The sequence below is a fragment of the Bradyrhizobium genosp. SA-4 str. CB756 genome (assembly GCF_000473125.1).
GTDB classification, from domain to species: Bacteria; Pseudomonadota; Alphaproteobacteria; order Rhizobiales; family Xanthobacteraceae; genus Bradyrhizobium; species Bradyrhizobium arachidis.
The window spans coordinates 7,291,681-7,311,773 of sequence record NZ_KI421499.1 but is presented as its reverse complement, the minus strand read 5'-3'; the positions used below and the strand labels follow the sequence as shown (position 1 = coordinate 7,311,773).

Sequence of the window (20,093 nt, the reverse complement as noted above, 5' to 3'; positions counted from 1 at the left end):
GGGACGTCGCGATGCGAGTGATCATCTTCGGTGCGACCGGCATGGTCGGGCAGGGCGTCTTGCGCGAGTGCCTGATCGACCCCGGCGTCGCGCGCGTGCTCGTGATCGGCCGCAGCCCGACCGGCGTGCACGACGCCAAGCTTACCGAGATCATCCACGATGACTTCCTGAATTATTCGGCGATCGAAGCCCGGCTCACTGGCTTCGACGCCTGCTTTTTTTGCCTCGGCGTCTCCTCGATCGGCATGAGCGAGGAGCGCCACCGCCATCTCACCTACGACCTCACGCTCGCCGCGGCGACGACGCTGGCGCGGCTCAATCCGCAGATGACCTTTACCTATGTCACCGGCGCCGGCACCGATTCCACCGAGCAGGGCTCGCGGATGTGGGCGCGGGTCAAAGGCAAGACCGAGAACGATCTCTTAAAGCTGCCGTTCAAGGGCGCCTACATGTTCCGGCCCCGGGGCGATCCAGCCGCTGCACGGTGCCCGTTCCAAGACCGCCTGGGTGCAGGCCGTGTATACCGCAACCTGGCCGCTCTGGTCGGTGCTGCGCCGGATCTCGCCTTCGCTCGTCACCTCGACCGAGCAGATGGGCCGCGCCATGATCCATGTTGCCCGGGACGGGTATCCGCGGAAGGTGCTGGAGATGGAGGATATCAATAGCGTCTAGCCGGCCGGCCCGTTAGTTGTGGGGAAATTTCGGCGCCTGCGCGCGTTGACTCTGTCCGTCCTGAAGGAGAAGCGCCCGCGATGTCTCCCCAGCTCAAGATGATCGCGCTCGATGCCGACGATCTCGCCGTGATCTCGACCCATGTCCAGGATGCCCGCGTGCAGGCCTCCGACATCATTTGGCGGCAGAGCGAGAAGCGGCTGGTGGTCGGCATGCACCGGCTGGACTGGGAGCAGACGCTGGCGGGCGAGGCCGAGCCGCGCCGGCTGGTCGCCGCGCTCCGCTTCGACCGCGTGCTCGCCTGCAAGTCGCGCAACATCGATCTCGACGCGCCGGACAAGGTTTTGGACCTTGTCGGCATCGAGTTTCACCCCCAGGACGGCCGCGCCGAGGAGCCGGGCGGTAGCGCCCTGCTCTTGTTCGCCCAGGGCGGCGCCATCCGCCTCGATGTCGAATGCCTGGAATGCGAGCTGACCGATCTTGGGGCGGACGAACTGGGAACGGGACTGGAGATCGACGGGGAGGGGTGAGGTCGCCTGTATACCAGCCGGCCCGGCTCAGGCCGTCGCCAGAGCAGCACCCGCCAAGGGTTGACGCCGCTTTCCCGCCGCGCCATTGAGCAGGGGGCCGGGTGAGCCAATCCGCCCCAAAGACCAGCCGGAAGCCAAGCCAAAAATGCCCGTTCGTCTCGACCGCAGCAGCGCCGATTTTGACCAGCGATTCGCGGCCTTCCTCGCCGCCAAGCGCGAGGTCTCCGCTGACGTCGAGGCCGCCGCGCGCGCGATCGTCGACGACGTCGCCAAACGCGGCGACGCGGCCCTGCTCGAAGCCACCGCCAAGTTCGACCGCTTGACGCTGGATGCATCCGGCCTGCGCGTCACCGCCGCCGAGATCGACGCCGCGGTGAAGGCCTGCGATGCCGCGACGCTGGATGCGCTCAAGCTGGCGCGTGATCGCATCGAGACCTATCACAGCCGCCAGCTGCCGAAGGACGAGCGCTTCACCGACCCACTCGGCGTCGAGCTCGGCTGGCGCTACACCGCAATCGAATCCGCCGGCCTCTACGTGCCCGGTGGCACCGCGGCCTATCCATCCTCGGTGTTGATGAACGCTGTGCCGGCAAGAGTCGCGGGCGTCTCGCGCCTGGTGATGGTGGTGCCCTCGCCCGACGGCAAGCTCAATCCGCTGGTGCTGGCGGCAGCGCATCTCGGCGGTGTCTCTGAGATCTACCGCGTCGGCGGCGCGCAGGCCGTGGCGGCGCTCGCGCACGGCACCGCGACGATTGCGCCGGTCGCCAAGATCGTCGGCCCCGGCAATGCCTATGTCGCTGCCGCAAAGCGGCTGGTGTTCGGCAAGGTCGGCATCGACATGATAGCCGGCCCTTCCGAAGTGCTGGTCATCGCCGACGACACCGGCAATGCCGACTGGATCGCCGCGGATCTCCTCGCGCAGGCCGAGCACGATGCCAGCGCGCAATCGATCCTGATCACGGACTCGGCGCGTCTGGCCGCCGATGTCGAGAAGGCCGTTGAAGCGCAGTTGAAGACGCTGCCGCGCACCGCGATCGCCAGCGCCTCCTGGGCCGATTTCGGCGCCATCATCATGGTGAAGACTCTCGCTGACGCCATCCCGCTCGCCGACGCCATCGCGGCCGAGCATCTCGAGATCATGACCACCGATCCGGACGCGCTCGCCGCAAGGATCCGCAATGCCGGCGCCGTGTTCCTCGGCGCGCATACGCCCGAGGCGATCGGCGACTACGTCGGCGGCTCCAACCACGTGCTGCCGACAGCGCGCTCGGCACGGTTTTCCTCAGGCCTCTCGGTGCACGATTTCATGAAGCGCACCTCGATCCTGAAATGCGGTCCGGACCAGTTGCGTGCGCTGGGACCTGCCGCGATGACGCTCGGACAAGCGGAGGGCCTCGATGCTCATTCGCGCTCGATTGGATTGCGCCTCAATCTGTCATGACAAAGCCGCCCGAACAGGACGACTCGCAGAACCGCATCGTCGGCGTCACGCTCGACGAGGACTCGATCGGCCGTTCCGGGCCCGACATCGAGCATGAGCGCGCGATCGCGATCTACGACCTGATCGAGCAGAATCTGTTCGCGCCCGATGGCGCGGACGGGCAGGGCCCGTTCACGCTGCATATCGGCATCACCGGCAATCGCCTGATGTTCGACATCCGCCGCGAGGACGGCACGCCTGTTGTCGCGCATCTGCTGTCGCTGACGCCGTTCCGGCGGATCGTGAAGGACTATTTCATGATCTGCGACAGCTATTACCAGGCGATCCGCACCGCGACGCCGGACAAGATCGAGGCCATCGACATGGGCCGCCGCGGTATCCATGACGAGGGATCGCGCACGCTGCAGGAGCGGCTGAAGGGCAAGGTGCGGGTCGATTTCGAGACCTCGCGCCGGCTGTTCACGCTCATCACCGTCCTTCATTGGAAGGGGTGAACGCGCATGATCCCGAAAAGTGGGAACCGGTTTTCGGATCGGATCATGCGCAAAACAAAAAGAGCGTAAGCGATGGCTGCGCCCTCACGCGCACGCGATCCGCAATCGGTGCTGTTCGCCTGTGCGATGAACAGTGTGCGCTCGCCGATGGCCGAGAGCCTGTTGCGGCACATGTTTCCGCAGGGCCTCTACGTGAAGTCGGCCGGCGCCAGAAAGGGCGAGCTCGATCCGTTCGCGATATCCGTGATGGCCGAGCTCGGCCAGGATATCTCCACGCACAAGCCGCAGACCTTCGAGGAGCTGGAGGATTGGGAGGGGCTCAATTTCGACCTCATCATCACGCTCTCGCCCGAGGCGCACCACAAGGCGCTGGAACTGACCCGCACGCTCGCCGCCGACGTCGAATACTGGCCGACGCACGACCCCACCACCATCGAGGGCAGCCGCGACCAGAAGCTTGCCGCCTACCGCGACGTCTGCGACCAGCTCCTGATGCGCATCCGCCGGCGGTTTGCCAAGGTCGGCGCGGCGAGCGGGTAGCGTCGAGGGCCCGTAACACCCGCGTCACAGAGCGCAGGCACACGCTTATCGGAAGCCTCGAATCACCTAAGCTCGGGTTCCCGGTTGTGAAATCAGCCCCCTTCCGATAGGTTCCGCGCGCAATTCACCCCCGCTTCATCCCCCAAATCACCTGATGCTCGGCCGCCCCAAATTCGTACTTGCCTCCGGTTCGCCGCGGCGCCTGTCGCTGCTCAACCAGGCCGGCATCGAGCCGGATGCGCTCCGGCCGGCCGACGTCGACGAGACGCCGAGGCGGGGCGAGCTGCCGCGCGCCTGCGCCAACCGCCTTGCCCGGGCCAAGGCCGACGCGGCGCTGAAGTCAGTGCAGCTCGACGACGAGCTGCGCGGTGCCTTCATCCTCTCCGCCGACACGGTGGTGGCGGTCGGCCGCCGCATCCTGCCCAAGGCCAATCTGGTGGACGAAGCCGCGCAGTGCCTGCGGCTGCTGTCGGGCCGCAACCACCGCGTCTACACCGCGATCTGCCTGGTGACGCCGCGCGAGGCGTTCCGCCAGCGCCTGGTCGAGACCCGCGTCCGCTTCAAGCGCCTCTCCGAGGACGATATCCAGGCCTATATCGGCTCCGGCGAATGGCGCGGCAAAGCCGGCGGCTATGCCGTGCAGGGCATCGCCGGCTCGTTCGTAGTGAAGATGGTCGGGTCCTACAGCAACGTGGTCGGCCTGCCGCTCTACGAGACCACGACCCTGCTAGGCGGCGAGGGGTTCCCGATCCGCTTCGGCTGGCTCAACGCCACCGCCGTTTGACCCGCGCCGATAAAAATCTCGAAAACAACCCCATGCACAGTAGAATGGCCCGGCCGGGCCCGACTGGGGCACATGCGCCGCTGCTCCCGAAACCTGTTTGCGGACCGGCGCTTAAAATCCTTCACCCCGTGTAAGCTGCGCCCGTCATGGACGACCTGGTCAAAAAGCCCACCGGCCCGCTCAAAACCTGCCCGATCTGCGGCAAGCCCACCGAGCATGCCACCCGCCCGTTCTGCTCCTCGCGCTGCCGCGACGTCGATTTGAACCGCTGGCTGAAGGGCTCCTACGTCATCCCCGGCCGCGACGACGAGGTCGATGACGTCGAATAGATAAGCAATATCAACGCCTTGGTCGGATGTCCGCCGCGCCGCGCGCCAGCCGCGGCTAGCCCGCCCCAGCTTGTGCACAGCCGGGCCGCGCCCGGCGAAGCCTCTTGGCGAAGCCGGGTGGACAGGCCGCTCTCAGCCCACTATAAACCGCCCGCTCGATGGGCCTTGGGTCCTTCGCTCAGCACGCCCAGGTAGCTCAGTTGGTAGAGCATGCGACTGAAAATCGCAGTGTCGGTGGTTCGATTCCGCCCCTGGGCACCATAGCTCGTCAACGCCACCCCGCCCCAACGCTGCTGGCTGTTGCCGATTGTAGGCTTGCCGAACATCAGGAAAATTTCCTAGCGCACTGCGGGCAGGGCTCGTTGGACGGCGCTTGCCTGCTCTGATCCCATCCGGCTGAACAGCTTTCTCGCCACCGGCGCGATGAGTGCGCTCTCCAGTCAGCGAAGAAGCATGCATGTCGTGAACGGCGCCCGGATCCGCGAGCTCCGCTCCAGCGATGGGTTGCAGCGATGAGCAAGAGCTTGCGCACGAATGCTGCCAGAGCGGCAATCCTTGTGGCCGGACTTTTCATCACGCCGCCTTTGCTCGCGGGTGATCGTCAATATGGTCCAGGCGCTAGTGATACCGAGATCAAGATCGGCCAGACGATGCCCTATAGCGGTCCGCTTTCGGCATCCTCCGTGATCGGCAAGGTGCAGGCAGCCTATTTCCGCATGATCAATGATCATGGCGGCGTCAATGGACGCAAGATCACGTTGATTTCCTACGACGATGCGGCGACGCCGTCCAAGACCGTCGAGCAGGTCCGCAAGCTCATAGAGAGCGACGAAGTGTTGTTCACATTCGAGACGCTCGGCAATGCCTCGAACATCGCGGTCCAGAAATATCTCAATGACCGCAAGATCCCTCAGCTTTTCGTGGCCGGGCGGTCGACGCGTTTCGAGGATCCGGTCAACTTCCCTTGGACGATGGGATTTGCGCCCAATCTGCGCACAGAGGTTCGCGTTTACGCGCGCTTCATCCTGGATAACTATCCGAATGCCAGAATCGGCCTGCTTTACCAGAATGATGAGAGTGGCAGGGATTATCTGACCGGCTTGAAGGAAGCACTCGGCGCAAGGGCAGCCGAACTCATCGTCAGTGACGCTTCATACGATGTGGCGGACCCGACCGTTGACTCGCAGGTCGTGCGCCTCAAGGCGGCCGGTGTCGACGTTCTCGTCAACATGGCTGCCTCGAAGTTCGCCGCCCAGGTCATCAGAAAGATGGCCGAGCTGGATTGGAAGCCCGTTCACCTCCTTGGCGTCGGCTCGTCCTCGATCGACGCAGTTCTGATTCCCGCAGGCATCCAGAACGCAAAGGGCATCATCTCGGCGAGCTCATTCAAGGAGGCCACGGACCCAACCTGGCGTGATGACGAAGGCATGAAGCGATGGAGCGCCTTCATGGACGGCTACTATCCGGGAGGCGACCGGAAAAGCATCTTCACGGTCTATGGCTATAGCGCCGCCGAGCTGCTGGTCGAGGTCTTGAAGCAATGCGGCGACAATCTCTCGCGCGAGAATGTCATGGCGCAAGCGACGAACCTGAAAGGCGTGAAACTTGATCTGCTGCTCCCGGGGCTCTCCGTCAACACCGGCGTGGCCGACTATCGTGTGGTCAAGGAGTTCCGAATGATGCGCTTCACTGGCGACCGATGGGAGGCGTTTGGGCCGATTGTCGCCGATTGATCCCGCTCACGGCACCATATTAAGGATAAACAGCAGCTCGTTAAGGATAGACAACAGCTCGCTGTGTCGGTGGTTGTGTGTGATTCCCTCCCTGGGCACCATCGCTCGTTCGCTGAACCTCACAGACCTCCCCGGAACCTGAAAGGCGGCTCCGCCATCCGCCCGCGCAAAGGTGCGCGCCAGCGCCCGCTGACACGCAGCCAATTCCGCAACCCGATGGCGTCCGACCATTCCTGGCACTCCGCTTGCTCAGTCAGGGCCAAAGCTCGGTCCCGGCATGGAGACCGTTTCAGGTTGAGGCAAAGCGATGCAGGAAGTGTCCCGTTCTGGTGCTGCCGATGAACTTCGGCTCGATGGGTTGATCGCCGATCTGTGGTGGCGCGTTCGGCTGCTCAACACCGACATTCTCGAGGAAGAGGCGAAAGCCGGGGTGTTCGACGCGCAGCAGCCGACCTATCCGCTGCTCGCGGCGACCCTTCGCGCGCGACGTGACAATCTGGTCGCGACGATCGGCGTGCTCGAGCAGCGTGCGAAATCGATGTCGGAAGCCGCCTGAGCGGTCTTCGGTCGAAGGGCAGCGCCCGGCATCGTCAGACTGTCGTCGCCCTGTCATTGGCGTTCCATGGATTGCTGCTCCCTTCGCCGCGCATCGCGGAGGGCGGGACATGCATCTGATCAACACAATTTCTTCCAACCGCCGGTCGATCCTGAAGGGCCTCGCGGCCGCAGCCGTTGCGCCGCTGGCGGCGCCGGTCATGGCGGCCGAGGGCCTGCCGGTGCAGCCGGCGGGACCTGTGGCCGCGATCGCCACCGACAAGGCCTATTGGACGGCCGTGAAGGGGCTCTATGCGGTGACGCCCGACGTCGTCAATCTGGAGAACGGCTATTGGGGCATCATGGCCGAGCCTGTCAGGCGCGAGTTCATCGGCCTGTCCGAGATGATCAACTATCAGAACACCTATTACGCGCGGCAGCGGGCGGGTGCTGATTTCGAGGCCGTGCGGGCCAGGGTGGCGGAGGCGGTCGGAGCTGCGCCGGAGGAAATCGCGCTTACCCGCGGCGCGACCGAAGCGCTGCAGCTTCTGATCAGCGGCTACAACAGACTGAGGCCTGGCGACAGCGTGCTTTATGCCGACCTCGACTATGATTCGATGCAGTATGCGATGAACGCGCTGAAGGCGCGCCGCGGTGTCGACGTGGTCAAGTTCGAGGTGCCGGAGCCGGCCACCCGTCAGGCCGTGCTCGACGCCTATGCCCGCGCCCTCGAGGCAAATCCGAAGACGAGGCTCCTCCTCCTCACCCATGTCAGCCATCGCACCGGTCTCATCATGCCGGTCACGGAGATCGCTCGCATGGCCAGGGCGAAGGGCGTCGACGTCATCGTCGACGCCGCGCATTCCTGGGGCCAGCTGGACTTCAGGGTGGGCGAGCTCGAGGTCGATTTTGCCGGCTTCAACCTGCATAAATGGATCGGCGCGCCGCTCGGCGTGGGTTTCCTCTACATCAAGAAGGGGCGCTTCGCCGACATCGATCGCGACCTCGGTGACGAGGATTTCCCGGAAACCGACATCCGCTCGCGGGTGCACACCGGCACGGTCAATTTCGCGACGGTGCTGACGGTGCCCGCGGCCGTCGAGCTCCATCAGCAGATCGGCGCGGCAGCGAAACAGGCCCGCCTGCGCTATTTGCGCGACTACTGGGTCAGTCGTAGCAGGGGCTTCAAGGGCCTCGAGATCCTGACGCCGGATGAGGCTGGCCTCTATGGGGCGATCACGTCCTTCCGCCTCGCCGGCAGGACCAGCAAGGCCGACAACGACGCCACCGTGGCGACGCTCAGGGACACCTACCAGGTCCTGACGGTTCGCCGCGCGGGCGTCGCCAAGGGCCAATGCATCCGCGTGACGCCGGCGCTCTACACCGAGGAGGCCGATCTCGACCGGCTCGTCGAGGCGCTTGCTGCGATCACCGGTTCGAAAGCGGGCTGAATCCGCGCGAAGCGGAATGCACACGCCAGCAATCGGTATTGCACATCGCAAATCCGCTTATTGGTGCGCTGTCACCGCAATCGCCTGATTAAAACTGTGGCACGTGCATCGTTGATTCCGCGCAGCCCGATCCGTAGCTAGTTGCAAGATTCAGCGATGCAACTGCATTTCGCGTGTGATAACTTTCCATCTGGGGGATGGAATTGACTGTCCCCACATTTGGAAGGACAGGTCCATGAGAATCTCGTCCCGCTTCCTTGCGCGTCCCGCTGTCGCCATCTCGTCCATTGCACTGCTGTGCGCCTTCGGCGGCCCGGCAATGTCGCAACCGACCCCCGCAGACACTCAGCTTCCCGGCGTCATGGTCGAAGCGCCGAAGCAGGTGGCGAGGCCGCACAGGCCGACGCATCACGTGGCCATCCGCAGCACCAGGTCTGTCGCCACGCCCCGAGCTGCCGCAGCGACCCCCGCCGCACCGATGTCGGACGCCGCGAAGCTTGCCAAGCTCGAGCGCGAAACGGGGAGCTGCGCCGGCGGCTGCCAATCGAGCTTCAAGACAGGCGACAAGCCCTGGGTCGGCTGCAACGCCTCGGGCGGCGTGTACTCGGCCACATGCCGAAACGTCGGCAACTACAAGAGCTACGACGAATGCAAGGAGGCCGGAAGGGTCACCGGCTGGCGCACCGGTGAGACTTCAGCATATTGCAGCAGCGTCGCGTTGGCAGCGGGCTGGCGCTGAGGGAGCTGGCATCAACTCAGGGCGCACCCGCATGAGTCGCTCATGCGGGCCTAAAGCGCGATGAGATTAGGATGAATCGTCATCGCGCTTTAGGTTGTTGTTTGAGCATGATCTTTTCGGAAAACCACTGCGCACTTTTCCGGATCATGCTTTAGCTAAACTCCGGCGACACAATCGACTTCGACGTCAAATGGACCATGCCAGCCTGAAACAAAGATGAAGCTCCGGGCCGGCGGGTCAGCTGGAAAATAGCGCGCGTATACGGCATTTATCGTTTGGAAGTGCGCCGGGTCATTGCAATAGACGTGGCACTTAATGACCTTTTCGAGCGATGTGCCGGCTGCCTCCAGGCACAATTTCATCTGGTCAAGAACGATTTCCGTCTGCCGCTCTACCGATACGCGCTTGATCTCGCCCGTTGCGGGGTCATAAGGTGGCTGTTGGGATACATAGACTAGGTTTTCATGCCGGACGACCGGAGAGACCGGAACGCCCCGCGCCTCGATATAGGTCGACAAAGGCTCCACGCGGAAAGTCTGCCTGTTCACGATGACTTCTCCTGCCAGTTGCCGCGATCTCAAGGTCACACTGTTTCTCATGGATACTGCCAGCGTGGTGTCAGCAGTGCTCGTTTCGTGGCTTGGCTTCCCCTCCGAACGGACCACGCTCGGCTGCCCGTTGTCAGGTGGTTCGCGGTGATCCACCAGGCGACGGATCAGGCGGGACGCCCGGCGATCACCTGCGCATAGCGCCGACGTCCATTCGCGATTGTGAGGCTTGAGTACGCGCCAGGTTCCCGCCTCCGTGCTATTGCTTGCTCCGCGCAACGACGCGAGGCCCCCCAATGCTCCCCATTCCCGCCGATATCTTCACCGAGCCCGAGGACGTCTCGCCTGACGCCCTCGCCAATCTCGGCCCGCTGCGCCGTCTGGCCGGCACCTGGCAGGCGGACAAGGGCATCGACATCAATCCGAAGGCGGAAGGGCCGGAGCGGCGGACCTTCATCGAGCACATCCGGATGGACCCGATCGATCCGCAGGCCAACGGCCCGCAGCTGTTCTATGGCTTGCGCTATCACATCCACATCAACACGCCCGAGGAAGACATCACCTTCCACGACCAGGTCGGCTACTGGCTGTGGGAGCCCGCGACCCGGCTGATCCTGCAGACGCTGGCGATCCCGCGCGGGCAGGTCTTGCTTGCCTCCGGCAAGGCCGGGCCTGATGACAGAAAGATCTCCGTCACCGCGAAGCGCGGCGACGCCGCCTACGGGATCTGCTCGACCGATTTCCTGGAACAGGCCTTCCGCACCGATTCCTACCGCTGCGACATCACCTTCAACGAGGACGAAAGCTGGACCTATCTGATCCAGACCGAGTTGTTCGTGCGCGGCGCGCCGTTCAATCATCACGACAGCAACACGCTCAAGCTGGTCGCGCCGCCCAAGCTCAATCCGCTCGCCGTGATCGTGAACGATCGCGCCAAGGGCGGCGGGGCGGTCTGACAAGCGGGTACGGAGAATTTGCATGAAGCCCTACGTCATCTGTCTGATGCACTCGAGCCTCGATGGCCGCACGCATCCGAGCCGCTGGCGTCCGAAGGGCGCGGGCACAGACTGGTTCGAGACGATTCACGAGGAGCTCGGCGGCGATGCCTGGGTGATCGGCCGCGTCACCGGCTCGGAGTTTGCCAAGGGCAAACTCTATCCCGCGGCGTCCAGCGAGACCTTTCCACGCAAGAGCTGGTTCGCCTGGGGCGATGGCAAAGGCCCGGATGTGAAGAGCTATGGCGTCGTGCTCGATGCCCAGGGCAAGATCGGTTGGGGCCGTTCGGATATCGGCGGCGATCCGATCGTCGTCGTGCTGACCGAGGGCGTGCCGGATTCGCATCTAGCCGGGCTCCGCAGCGAGGGCGTGTCCTACATCTTCGCCGGCACGTCCGAGATCGACCTGACGCTGGCGCTCGACATCCTCAACCGCGACCTTGGGGTGAAGCGCCTGCTGGTGGAGGGCGGTGGTGTCGCCAATGGCGCGTTCCTGCGCGCCGGTCTCATCGACGAATTCAACCTGATCCTCAGCCCCGCGATCGATGGCGCGAAGGGGGCGCCCTTCGTGTTCGATTCGAACGAGGCGGATAGTGACAAGCGCGCGCCGCTCACGGCGATGACGCTGGAGAGCACGCGGGAGCTCGGCGGCGGTGTGCTGCTGCTGCGCTATCTGATCAAGAACGATCCGCAAGCCGCAGCTCAGTAAAGCGCCGGCATGTCGGACAGATCGGAGCACATCATCATCGTCGGCGCCGGCGCGGCCGGGTTGATGGCGGCGCGCGCGCTCGCACGTGCGGGCCGGGCGGTGACGATCCTGGAGGCGCGCGAGCGCTGCGGCGGGCGCATCCATCCGCTGCCGGCGTCGGAATTCGGCTACCCCGCCGACGGCGGTGCCGAATTCGTCCATGGCGAGGCGCCGGTCACACGCGCTCTGCTGGGCGAGGCCGGACTGTCGTTGCAGGAGATCGCGGGCACGCAGTGGAGTCTTGACGGCACAAAATTGTCGCGCGAGGATCGCCGCAATCCGCATCAGGCGGAGCTTCATGCGGCGCTCAGCCAGCTGAAGAACGATCTCACCGTCGCCGAATTCCTGCGCCGTCACTTCGCCGGGGAGCAATATGCGCGGCTGCGCCATTCGATCGAGCGGATGGTCGAAGGCTATGACGCCGCCGATCCCGAACGCGCCTCCATCCTGGCGCTACGCGAGGAATGGATGGACGGCGGCCACCATGCGCAGGCGCGCATCAAGGGCGGCTATGGCGCGCTGATCGATTTTCTGGCGGCCGAGTGCCGCCGGCATGGCGCGGCGATCCGCTTCGGTTCCGTGGTATCGGCCATCGAGGAGGAGGGCGGCGTATTGGCCGTTCGCTGCACCAGCGGCGAGGTGCATGGCTGCGATCGCGTGATCATCACCGTGCCGCTGCCGCTGCTCCGCGACATCGCGCTGCCGGCGAGCGCGCGCGCGAAGGCTGCGGCTGCCGACGACATCGGTTTCGGCAGCGTCATCAAGATCGTGCTGCGTTTCGCGCGGCCGTGGTGGCGCGAGCGCAAGCAGGATCTCGCGGACATGACTTTCCTGCTATCTGGCGAAACGATCCCGGTGTGGTGGACGCGATATCCGGATCAGCATCCCGTGCTCACAGGCTGGTTCGGCGGCCCGCGCACGGCGGAGCTGCAAGGTCTCGATCCGCAGGGACTGATCAATGCTGGCATCGATTCGCTTGCCGCCATTTTCGGCCTGTCGCGCGAGGAGATTGCGCGCGACCTCGTCGCAGCCGCGGCGATCAATTGGGCGCACGATCCCTTCGCTCGGGGTGCCTATTCCTGGGCGACGCCGCGTACGCGCGCGGCGCAGGCGATGCTCGCGCGCGCCGATGGTCCCGTGCTGTTCTCCGGCGAAGCGCTCTATCGCGGCCGCGACATGGGCACGGTCGAGGCGGCGCTGACGAGCGGGCTGGAGACGGCGGGGATGATCCTGCGGGCATAGTTATTTCGTCAAGCCCCCGCTATGACGATCAGACCATCATTGAGAAAGAGAGGCCCGCATCGCTGCGGGCCTTTTACGTTACCAGCGGCTGCCGCCGAAGCTGAACGTCACGCCGGGACCGCCACCGCCGTAATATCCGTAGGGTCCGCCACCGTAATAGCCGTGGTGCCGCGGATAGTATCCGTAGCTCCTGTAGTGCGGGCGATAGTAGCCATGGTGGTGATGGCGCCAGTGATGATGGCGGTAGCCATGATGATGGTGCCGGTGCTGTGCGCTGATGTCGGTCGATTGGCTTCCTCGCGCGCTTTGCTTCGCGCTTGTGTTGTTGGCCGCGTGCGCCGCAGATCCGCCGGCAACCGCCGCAGCCCCGACCGCCAGCGCGACAAAGAGATACTTCATGTCATCACTCCAGTTGAATGTCGTGTGACAACAGATGGAGGTCGGCTGCGTTCCGTCCAGTGCGGGCGTCGAAACGACGCAGCGCGCGCAGTCTCATTCTGCGCGAGTCGTCGAGTCTCGTGAGATGTATTGTCGCATCGGCGATGTCGATCACGCCGCCGCCATCACTCCGCCGCGAATGACGCGACCACGTCACCGGTGGTGACGATGCGCGCGAATTCGCCGTTCAGATTCGATAGCGTCATCGCATGGATCGCCTCGGCGGAATGCGCGTCGCCGTCAGGTCCGATGCGGTCGAAGGTCCAGGTCGCGTCGCGAACGAGACGCGCATCGAAGCCGAGATTGCCGGCCATCCGCGTCGTGGTCTCGACGCAATGATTGGTGGTGGCGCCGCAGATCACGAGCGTGGTGATGTGACGAGCGCGCAGGCGCTGCTCGAGATCGGTGCCGATGAAGGCGCTGTTGACGCGCTTGACGATGACGGGCTCGCCCGGCAGCTCGCGCGCCTCGTCCTTGACGGCGTAGCCGGTACGCGACGGCAGGAATGTCGAGTTCGGCTTGGTCCCCTCATGGCGGATGTGGAAGATCGGTGCGCCATTGGCCCTGAACGCCTTCAGCAGGTCGGCGATACGCTTAACCGCGTCCGGATTGTTGCGCCGCTTGCCCGCGGCTTCCCATTCGTCGAATGCGCGCTGGACGTCGACGACGATGAGGGCGGGGAGGGGGCTGGTCATGAGGCGCGGCTTTCAGGATTGTCGTCGAGACGAATATGCGGGCTATGCGCGCGCAGGCAATGTCGATTTTCCCTCGTTTCACGACGGGGGCTGCGGGACATCTTCCGCTCACGGATGCGGATCGGGGAATCCATGGCGTTCGGATAGCGCCGCGAGGATCGCGTCCTTGTCGGCGATGAAGGCGCGGCCCTGATGGCTGCCGGTCTGGTGCCGCGATGTCGCTCCCTCCGCCAGCACGAGCAGCGGCAACGACTGGTTCTCCTCGCCGACCAGCGCGATCACCGCCTGCCGCGGCCGCGGCCAGGCGATGCGCGCGACGTCGAGCTGTTCGGCGAGCGCCGGAAACGAGGCCAGCACGCCCTCGATCAGTGCGCAGTGCCAGCAATAGAAGCGCTGGTTCGGAAACGCCGGGTCCTCGAAACCGGGGCGCAGCAGGAACAGACGGTCGCGCGTCATGGTCGCTCCATAAGAGGACTGCCTACGCTGCCAGCGGCAGGCTGATGTGAAAGACGGCGCCGCCCGTCGGCGCGTTCTCGGCCCAGATCCGGCCGCCATGGGCTTCGACGATGGTGCGCGCGATCGACAGGCCGATGCCCATGCCTTGCGCCTTGGTCGTGAAGAACGGCTTGAAGATCTCGGTCAGCTTGTCCGCAAGGATGCCATCGCCCGCATCGGCAATGGAGACGACGGCCTGTTTGCCGTCGACGAGACTGGTTCGGCCGACGATGCGGCGCCGCTCGTCGGGAAGATGGGCGACTGCATCCATGGCGTTCACGACCAGATTCAGGATGGCTTGCTGCAGCTGGACCTTGTCGGCTTTCACGCGAATGTCGGCGGGCGCCGGCTCCGTCGCAAGCCCGACATCGTGGGTCAGGGCCTGCACCGACAGGAATCGAAACACCTCGCCGACCGTCGCGTTGAGGTCGAGCTCGCGCCGCTCAGTCGGATCCCTCTTCAGGAACATCCGGAGCCGGGCGATGACCTCGCTTGCGCGCTGGTCGTCGTGGCGGATGTTGTCCAGGATGTTTCCGACTTCGCCGAGGTCCGGCGTGGAATGCCGCAACACCTCCCTGGCGGCCTCGGCATTGATCATGATGGCGGCCAGCGGCTGGCTCAATTCGTGCGCGATCGAGGCGGACATCTCTCCCACCGTCGCGCGGCGATTCAGATGGGCAAGCTCAGACATGCGCTGGCGTGCCTCGATCTCCGCCAGGAATCGCAAGCGGCGTTGGTGCAGCAGGCCGGTGATCAGCAGTGCCTGCACCAGCACCACGCCGGCGACGATGGTCGAGTGCCAGTAATATTGCTGCCAGAAGCTCGCTTCCCGGAAACGCACCTCGCTGCCCGGCGGAAGGTTGGCTTCATCCACGTTCCAGTGTTGCAGCTGCCGCCAGTCGAAGATCGGCTTCACGTTGTTCCCTGTAACGGGCGGGATGCTCGACGGCGCTTCTCCGTTGAGAATCCGCATCGCCACTTCGCCGGTTTCCCGTCCGATGATTTCGGGCAGCAGCAGGAAGCCGCCGACTCCCGACCGGCCGAGGAACGTATCGGAGGTAATGACGATCGGGCGGTTCGCGGTCTCGGCGACGCGTGCGAGGGCCGAGGCCGGCGCATAATAGGTGCCTTCGCCGTCGGAATACATCGCCGAGGTCAGGATCGCGGAGCGGTCGGGCAGGGAGGCGACCCGCTCGCGCACCTCGCGGAGCACCAGGCCGGACAAATCGGTGACCTCGAGATCGGGCATCGCCGCCGCGAAGTCCTGCTTCCAGTATCCGTAGACCAGCGGATTCTTCCAGGCGTCGCCGACGAGGACGACACGTGTCAGGTCGGGAACGATGGCGCGCGCCGCAGTCAGGAGATGTGCCGGCCTCACCCTGGCGAAGACGGCCGTCGAGTCGGGCAGGAACAGCGCGCGCGTCTCGGGCAGATCGGGCACGAAGCCGTACACGACGGGGGCGCCGGGCCAGATCTGCTGCTTCCGTTGCTGAAGGAATTTCGCCGATGCGACACCGATCGAAACGATCACGTCGATCGGCCGGCGCGCATATTTGGTCTTGAGGTGACCGACCAGGCTCTCCTCATAGTCCGGTCCCGGGAAGCGGGCGAGGTCGAGGCTCTCGCCGTAGATCACCGTGTGCGCCTTGCCGTTCTGCTTGGCGGCGGCGCGGATGCCGGAAAAGATCTCCGAGTAGAACGGCGAGCGAAAATCGGCTTCCTCCAGGACCACGACCGAACGCTGCCGCGGACCCTCAGTCGCGATGCATTGGTGCGACAGGCTGGCAAACAGGCAGAGGATCAGGACGCGCGCGAGCCCGGTGATCTGACGCATTGCTGGAGTCTCGGTCCCGCCTCCGGTTGCAATCCGGCCTCCTCCATGAGGACGCGCGCCGGAAGCATACCCGCAAGACCCGGAGTTTCAACGGAAGGATGCGGGTCGGCCCGCGACAAGCGGGGCGAGCCTAGGGATCGCTAGCCAAGGATCGCTACTTGAACGGATCCTGGATCGACGGCGCCGATTGCCGGATGCGGCGCACGCTCACCGGCTTGCCGTCGGAGACGAACAGCAGCTCGTAGGTCCGGCCTTCGCTGTCGGTTGCCGAGCAGGTGATGTCGTTGACCTTCCTGGCGGCGAAATTGCCGGTCTGGCGGCAGACGCCTCTGGAGACCTGCTCGGCCGGCACCGGCAGGCCGTCGACCTTGGGCCGGTCCTTGGAGTTGAGCAGCATGCGGTCGACCGGCAGCTCGTAGGAATTGTCGTCGGCGCGCTTGCCGTTCTCCCCCGAGAAAGACACCACGTGATTCGCATCAGCGGGATCGTCGACCGCGACCGCGAAATTGACCCGGCCCTTGTCACCATGGGCGTAGGCCACCGTCTTGCAGGCGAGGGTGCGGCCGGCGACCTTCAGCGTCTTGCAGTGTCCGGAGATCAGCGCCAGCAGGTCGATATAGGCGTTCTGCTGGGGCTGCGGATTGTTGACCGGGATCGGCGCGGAAGACTCGGCGAAACAAGGACTTGCGCATGCCAGCGCGAGGAGCGTTGCGGCCAGAACCGGTTTTCGGAGGCGCATCGTCAGGCTCGTATGCCAAGGGGCCACGGAATCATCCCGTCCAACAACCATCGAAGCCGGAATTGGTTGCGATCCCGTTTGCGCCGTCAAACCCGACTGGAATACCACCGCACCACCCATCGGCGATTCGCCCCATCACCCAAACCCGTCCCGGCGGACACTTGCCGTCAGGCCGGTGTTTTTTTCGTGGCAAAGAAGGGTCATGCCGCCTGTCTCATGGCCCGCGCAAAGGCCGGATAAGTCTCGGCGAGCTCGTCGAAAATCCGTCCGCGCAGCAGCGAAAGCGTCGCTGCGTCGGGCCGCGGCGTTTCGCGCACGACCTCCGGCTCGTCATAGTCGAAGCCGGTATTCTCCCTGATGTCAGCCGGCGTGAAGGGCGGGTGGACCGAGCGCAGCGCGAAGCGGCCCGCTTCGCGGTCGAAGTCGAACAGCGCCATGTTGGTCAGCAGCGCATGCGGGCCGCCGCGGCGAGGCACTTCCGGCGTGATCGCCCGGGCGCTGACGAAATCGACCTTGGGCACGAACACGCGCGGCGAATGCTCCTCGCGAAACAGGATCACGCGCGGAATGAGGTGATAGAGATAGGCCGAGCCGAACGAGCCGGGCCAGCGCACGCTGCTGGCCGGATAATCGCCGGTGCCGACCAGGTTGATGTTGCCGTCGCCGTCGATCTGGCCGCCGCCGAGGAAGAAGGCGTCGACCCTACCTTGCGCGGCGCAGTCGAACAGCTCGATGCCGCCATTGGTGAAGAAATTATGCGCCTGCGAGCCCAGGATCGAGATGCGCACCGGCGGCTTGCCACAGAGCTCGTTGCAGGCGCGCAGCAGCATGGCGCCGGCCGCGGGGATCGGCGACGAGGCGCCGACCGCGACGTGACGGATGCCGTCGAGCAGATCGGCGATGGCGGCGATCAGGATCTCGCGCCGTTCGCGCTCGGCCGACATCAGGCCACCTGCTTGCGATGCGACAGGAAAGTCGAGAGATAGGCGCGGAAGCCCTCCTCGCTGCGCGCCATCGCCGCGTAGCGCGCGATCTCGGCTTCGTCGGCGGGATATTCGTCCCACAGCGCGAGCGGCCAGGCGCCGCGCACGGCAACCGCAACGGTGTCGACGTAGAGCGATGGCAGCACGCCGGCGGCCGAATCCTCCGTCTCCAGCAAATTGCGGTCGACGATGCGCTCGACGGTGACCAGCGTGCGTTTGGCGGCATAGGCAAGGCCTGCGAGCTCGCGATGGCGGCCGATACGGACATTGCCGGCGCGGTCGGCCTCCGGCGCGTGAAACAGTGCGACATCGGGGGCGATCGCGGGTACCACGACCACCTTGCGCGCTTCGCCGACGGGACTGTCGATCACCTGCCAGTCGGGCCGCACGTTGAGGAGATCGCTGCCGATGATGCCGGCGATCGGCATGAACGGCACGCCCTTCTGCGCCGCGAGGAGGCCGGCGTAAATGGCGGGGCAGGTCGAATCCCGCAATGCGAAGGCGCCGCTCTTGACGCCGGCCGTGAAGCGCGGTGCGCCGCCGGCCTCGCCCAGCGACACCGCGCTGGTCTCGAGCGAGGCGATCGCGCCGGCGCCGATCAGGAGGTCGGCCTGCATGCCGGAGATCGGCACGCAGATCAGCCTGACATCGCTGATCCCCGTCTCGAGCAACGCCGCGGTCGCCGCCATCGCGACGCCGGAACTGTCGACCGGGATCGCCAGCGACTGTCCCGGCGCAATGCGCGCGACCAGCGCCTCCAGCGCGACGATCTCGGTCATGGCGTCCTCCGGTCTGTTTTTCTTAATCCTGCCTCAAGCCATCGCCGCCTGCCAGCGCGTATCGCGCAGGGACGGGCGGCGGTGCAGGCGGGCATCGAGCAGCGCGCGGGCGCGAGGCACTTCGCCGCTGCGCATGAGGGCGACGATGTAGGTGTCCTCGATCAGCTCGCGCTGGGCGTGGCTGCCGCCGATGCGCACGACCTCGCCGAGCGCGGGCGCCAGCGTCTGCACGCAGGCTCGGTAGTCCTCATCCGCGAAGGCCGCGAGCGCCCGGCAGATTGCCGGCACCACGGAGCCGGCCGGCAGCTTGCCCTCGGCGAGCCGCTGCTCGATCACGGCAAGGCGGGCAGTGAGCGCGTCGCGATTTTGCGTCGCGGCCGCGAACAGCGCCATGTGGACGTCGGCAAAGGACAGGCTCGATTTCGGAAACAGTTTTTGCGCGGCGGCGTCGGCCTCGACCCAGAGCGCCTGCGGCACGTCGTGGCCGTAGGCCGACAGGCGCCAGAGCAGCGAGGCGCTGTCGGTGACGACGTTCAGCGGTGGCGCCTGCGTGGCGGAAGGCTGCAGCACGTCGGCATAGATCGCGAGCGCGCGAGCGGCATCGCCATGCTCGAGCGCGCCGAGCGCCTGATGCCAGCGGATATGGCCGTGCAAAATTCCGGCGCGATCATAGGTTGGGATCCACTGGTCGACCAGACGATCGGCCTCCTCGATCGAGCCGTCCTCGAACATCGCATGCAGCACGGCATGCGCGGCGTGGGCGTTGGCGCGGCGCAGATCAAAACCACGTTCGGTGACACCACGGCCGCGCGCGACATCACCGTTCTCGGTCATGGCCCAGCCATACAGGGTGAGGAACCACCAGTCTTCGCCATAGTGATGCGCTACGCGCTCACACAGCTCAAACCGGGCGCGGTCGTGGTCGGCCATGCCGGAGAAGGCGAACAGGCCGAAGGCGCCGAGCGGCAGCGACAGCACGACGGCATCGCGCGGCCATGCCTCGACGTGCTTCAGCGTCGATGCGATCGCCTCGGGCAGCCGGCCCTCGATGGCGAGCGACAGCGTCTCGACATGCGAGCGCTCGCGATCGGTGCCGCGCCTGGCGACGAGCTCGCGCGCGAGCGCAGCCTTCTGCCGTGCGAGATCGCCCTGCTGGTAGAAGGCATGCACGCGGGCGCGGGCGATGTGGGCAAGCGCGAAATCCGGATCGGCCGCGATGGCGCGCTCCAGCGTCTCCGCCGTGCCGGTCCACCCCGCAAGCATGAGGTCGACGCCGTCGCGATAGTCCGATGCGGCCTCGGACGAAGTTGTGGAGAGCGGCAGTCCGTAGCGGTCTTCAAGCGCCATCGT

The 20,093-nt window shown here is 65.4% G+C and carries 22 protein-coding genes, 1 tRNA gene and 1 pseudogene; 15 read left to right on the top strand and 9 right to left on the bottom strand.

Annotation, left to right across the window (positions count from 1 at the left end; all coding sequences use genetic code 11):
• Positions 1-11: 11 nt before the first annotated feature.
• The 12 genes and pseudogenes from BRAGE_RS50805 to BRAGE_RS0135325 all read left to right on the top strand — a co-directional run bounded on the left by BRAGE_RS50805 (position 12) and on the right by BRAGE_RS0135325 (position 9,247).
• Positions 12-672 (top strand): annotated as a pseudogene (locus BRAGE_RS50805) (epimerase).
• Positions 673-752: 80 nt separating this feature from the next.
• Positions 753-1,202, top strand: coding sequence for a DUF2948 family protein (locus BRAGE_RS0135380; RefSeq protein ID WP_027561451.1), 450 nt, complete (start codon positions 753-755; stop codon positions 1,200-1,202).
• 145 nt (positions 1,203-1,347) lie between these two features.
• Positions 1,348-2,643 carry a histidinol dehydrogenase gene (gene hisD, locus BRAGE_RS0135375; protein ID WP_027561450.1) on the top strand — a complete coding sequence of 432 codons (1,296 nt, stop codon included), beginning with the start codon at positions 1,348-1,350 and terminating at the stop codon, positions 2,641-2,643.
• A complete protein-coding gene (locus BRAGE_RS0135370; RefSeq protein WP_027561449.1) occupies positions 2,640-3,137 on the top strand; it encodes a UPF0262 family protein in 498 nt (165 codons plus the stop codon). The genes hisD and BRAGE_RS0135370 overlap by 4 nt, the downstream gene beginning before the upstream one ends.
• A 72-nt stretch (positions 3,138-3,209) precedes the next feature.
• On the top strand, positions 3,210-3,677 hold the full coding sequence (locus BRAGE_RS0135365; protein WP_027561448.1) for a low molecular weight phosphatase family protein: 468 nt from the start codon (positions 3,210-3,212) through the stop codon (positions 3,675-3,677).
• A gap of 154 nt (positions 3,678-3,831) precedes the next feature.
• Positions 3,832-4,461 carry a Maf-like protein gene (locus tag BRAGE_RS0135360; protein WP_027561447.1) on the top strand — a complete coding sequence of 210 codons (630 nt, stop codon included), beginning with the start codon at positions 3,832-3,834 and terminating at the stop codon, positions 4,459-4,461.
• Between the two features lie 146 nt (positions 4,462-4,607).
• Positions 4,608-4,790, top strand: coding sequence for a DNA gyrase inhibitor YacG (gene yacG, locus BRAGE_RS0135355; protein WP_027561446.1), 183 nt, complete (start codon positions 4,608-4,610; stop codon positions 4,788-4,790).
• 185 nt (positions 4,791-4,975) lie between these two features.
• Positions 4,976-5,051 (top strand) — tRNA-Phe (locus BRAGE_RS0135350).
• Between the two features lie 251 nt (positions 5,052-5,302).
• On the top strand, positions 5,303-6,523 hold the full coding sequence (locus tag BRAGE_RS0135345; RefSeq protein ID WP_027561445.1) for an ABC transporter substrate-binding protein: 1,221 nt from the start codon (positions 5,303-5,305) through the stop codon (positions 6,521-6,523).
• A 307-nt stretch (positions 6,524-6,830) separates the two neighbouring features.
• Positions 6,831-7,079: a hypothetical protein gene (locus BRAGE_RS0135335; protein ID WP_027561443.1), complete on the top strand. Its 249-nt coding sequence runs from the start codon at positions 6,831-6,833 to the stop codon at positions 7,077-7,079.
• 109 nt (positions 7,080-7,188) lie between these two features.
• A complete protein-coding gene (locus BRAGE_RS0135330; RefSeq protein WP_027561442.1) occupies positions 7,189-8,508 on the top strand; it encodes an aminotransferase class V-fold PLP-dependent enzyme in 1,320 nt (439 codons plus the stop codon).
• 235 nt (positions 8,509-8,743) lie between these two features.
• Entirely contained in the window at positions 8,744-9,247 is a 504-nt protein-coding gene (locus BRAGE_RS0135325) for a hypothetical protein (protein ID WP_035730446.1), read from the top strand.
• A gap of 155 nt (positions 9,248-9,402) precedes the next feature.
• Here BRAGE_RS0135325 and BRAGE_RS0135320 read toward each other — a convergent pair whose 3' ends face one another.
• Positions 9,403-9,795, bottom strand: a complete 393-nt coding sequence (locus BRAGE_RS0135320) for a RidA family protein (RefSeq protein ID WP_027561440.1) — start codon at positions 9,793-9,795, stop codon at positions 9,403-9,405.
• A gap of 296 nt (positions 9,796-10,091) precedes the next feature.
• On the opposite strand from BRAGE_RS0135320, the gene BRAGE_RS0135315 reads away from it, so the two are divergent.
• The 3 genes from BRAGE_RS0135315 to BRAGE_RS0135305 are packed head-to-tail and all read left to right on the top strand — an operon-like array spanning position 10,092 to position 12,780.
• Complete coding sequence (locus tag BRAGE_RS0135315) at positions 10,092-10,751, top strand: FABP family protein (protein WP_027561439.1); 660 nt, start codon at positions 10,092-10,094, stop codon at positions 10,749-10,751.
• Positions 10,752-10,773: 22 nt separating this feature from the next.
• Positions 10,774-11,499, top strand: coding sequence for a RibD family protein (locus tag BRAGE_RS0135310; RefSeq protein WP_027561438.1), 726 nt, complete (start codon positions 10,774-10,776; stop codon positions 11,497-11,499).
• 9 nt (positions 11,500-11,508) lie between these two features.
• The gene (locus BRAGE_RS0135305; RefSeq protein ID WP_027561437.1) at positions 11,509-12,780 is read left to right on the top strand and encodes a flavin monoamine oxidase family protein; all 1,272 of its coding nucleotides are present in this window, start codon (positions 11,509-11,511) and stop codon (positions 12,778-12,780) included.
• A gap of 78 nt (positions 12,781-12,858) precedes the next feature.
• On the opposite strand, the gene BRAGE_RS0135300 is transcribed toward BRAGE_RS0135305, so the two are convergent.
• From BRAGE_RS0135300 to BRAGE_RS0135265, 8 genes are all read right to left on the bottom strand, one after another.
• Complete coding sequence (locus BRAGE_RS0135300; protein WP_027561436.1) at positions 12,859-13,179, bottom strand: hypothetical protein; 321 nt, start codon at positions 13,177-13,179, stop codon at positions 12,859-12,861.
• 164 nt (positions 13,180-13,343) lie between these two features.
• Positions 13,344-13,913 (bottom strand): cysteine hydrolase family protein, encoded by a 570-nt coding sequence (locus BRAGE_RS0135295; RefSeq protein WP_027561435.1) that lies wholly within the window; start codon positions 13,911-13,913, stop codon positions 13,344-13,346.
• 108 nt (positions 13,914-14,021) lie between these two features.
• Positions 14,022-14,369, bottom strand: a complete 348-nt coding sequence (locus BRAGE_RS0135290; protein ID WP_027561434.1) for a DUF3088 domain-containing protein — start codon at positions 14,367-14,369, stop codon at positions 14,022-14,024.
• Positions 14,370-14,391: 22 nt separating this feature from the next.
• On the bottom strand, positions 14,392-16,242 hold the full coding sequence (locus BRAGE_RS0135285; protein ID WP_027561433.1) for a sensor histidine kinase: 1,851 nt from the start codon (positions 16,240-16,242) through the stop codon (positions 14,392-14,394).
• 154 nt (positions 16,243-16,396) lie between these two features.
• On the bottom strand, positions 16,397-16,981 hold the full coding sequence (locus tag BRAGE_RS0135280; protein ID WP_027561432.1) for a hypothetical protein: 585 nt from the start codon (positions 16,979-16,981) through the stop codon (positions 16,397-16,399).
• Positions 16,982-17,181: 200 nt separating this feature from the next.
• Positions 17,182-17,925, bottom strand: coding sequence for a CoA transferase (locus tag BRAGE_RS0135275; protein WP_027561431.1), 744 nt, complete (start codon positions 17,923-17,925; stop codon positions 17,182-17,184).
• Positions 17,925-18,743, bottom strand: a complete 819-nt coding sequence (locus BRAGE_RS0135270; protein ID WP_027561430.1) for a CoA transferase subunit A — start codon at positions 18,741-18,743, stop codon at positions 17,925-17,927. Before BRAGE_RS0135270 ends, BRAGE_RS0135275 begins: the two co-directional genes overlap by 1 nt.
• 33 nt (positions 18,744-18,776) lie before the next feature.
• Positions 18,777-20,090, bottom strand: coding sequence for a tetratricopeptide repeat protein (locus BRAGE_RS0135265; RefSeq protein ID WP_027561429.1), 1,314 nt, complete (start codon positions 20,088-20,090; stop codon positions 18,777-18,779).
• Positions 20,091-20,093 lie beyond the last annotated feature (3 nt).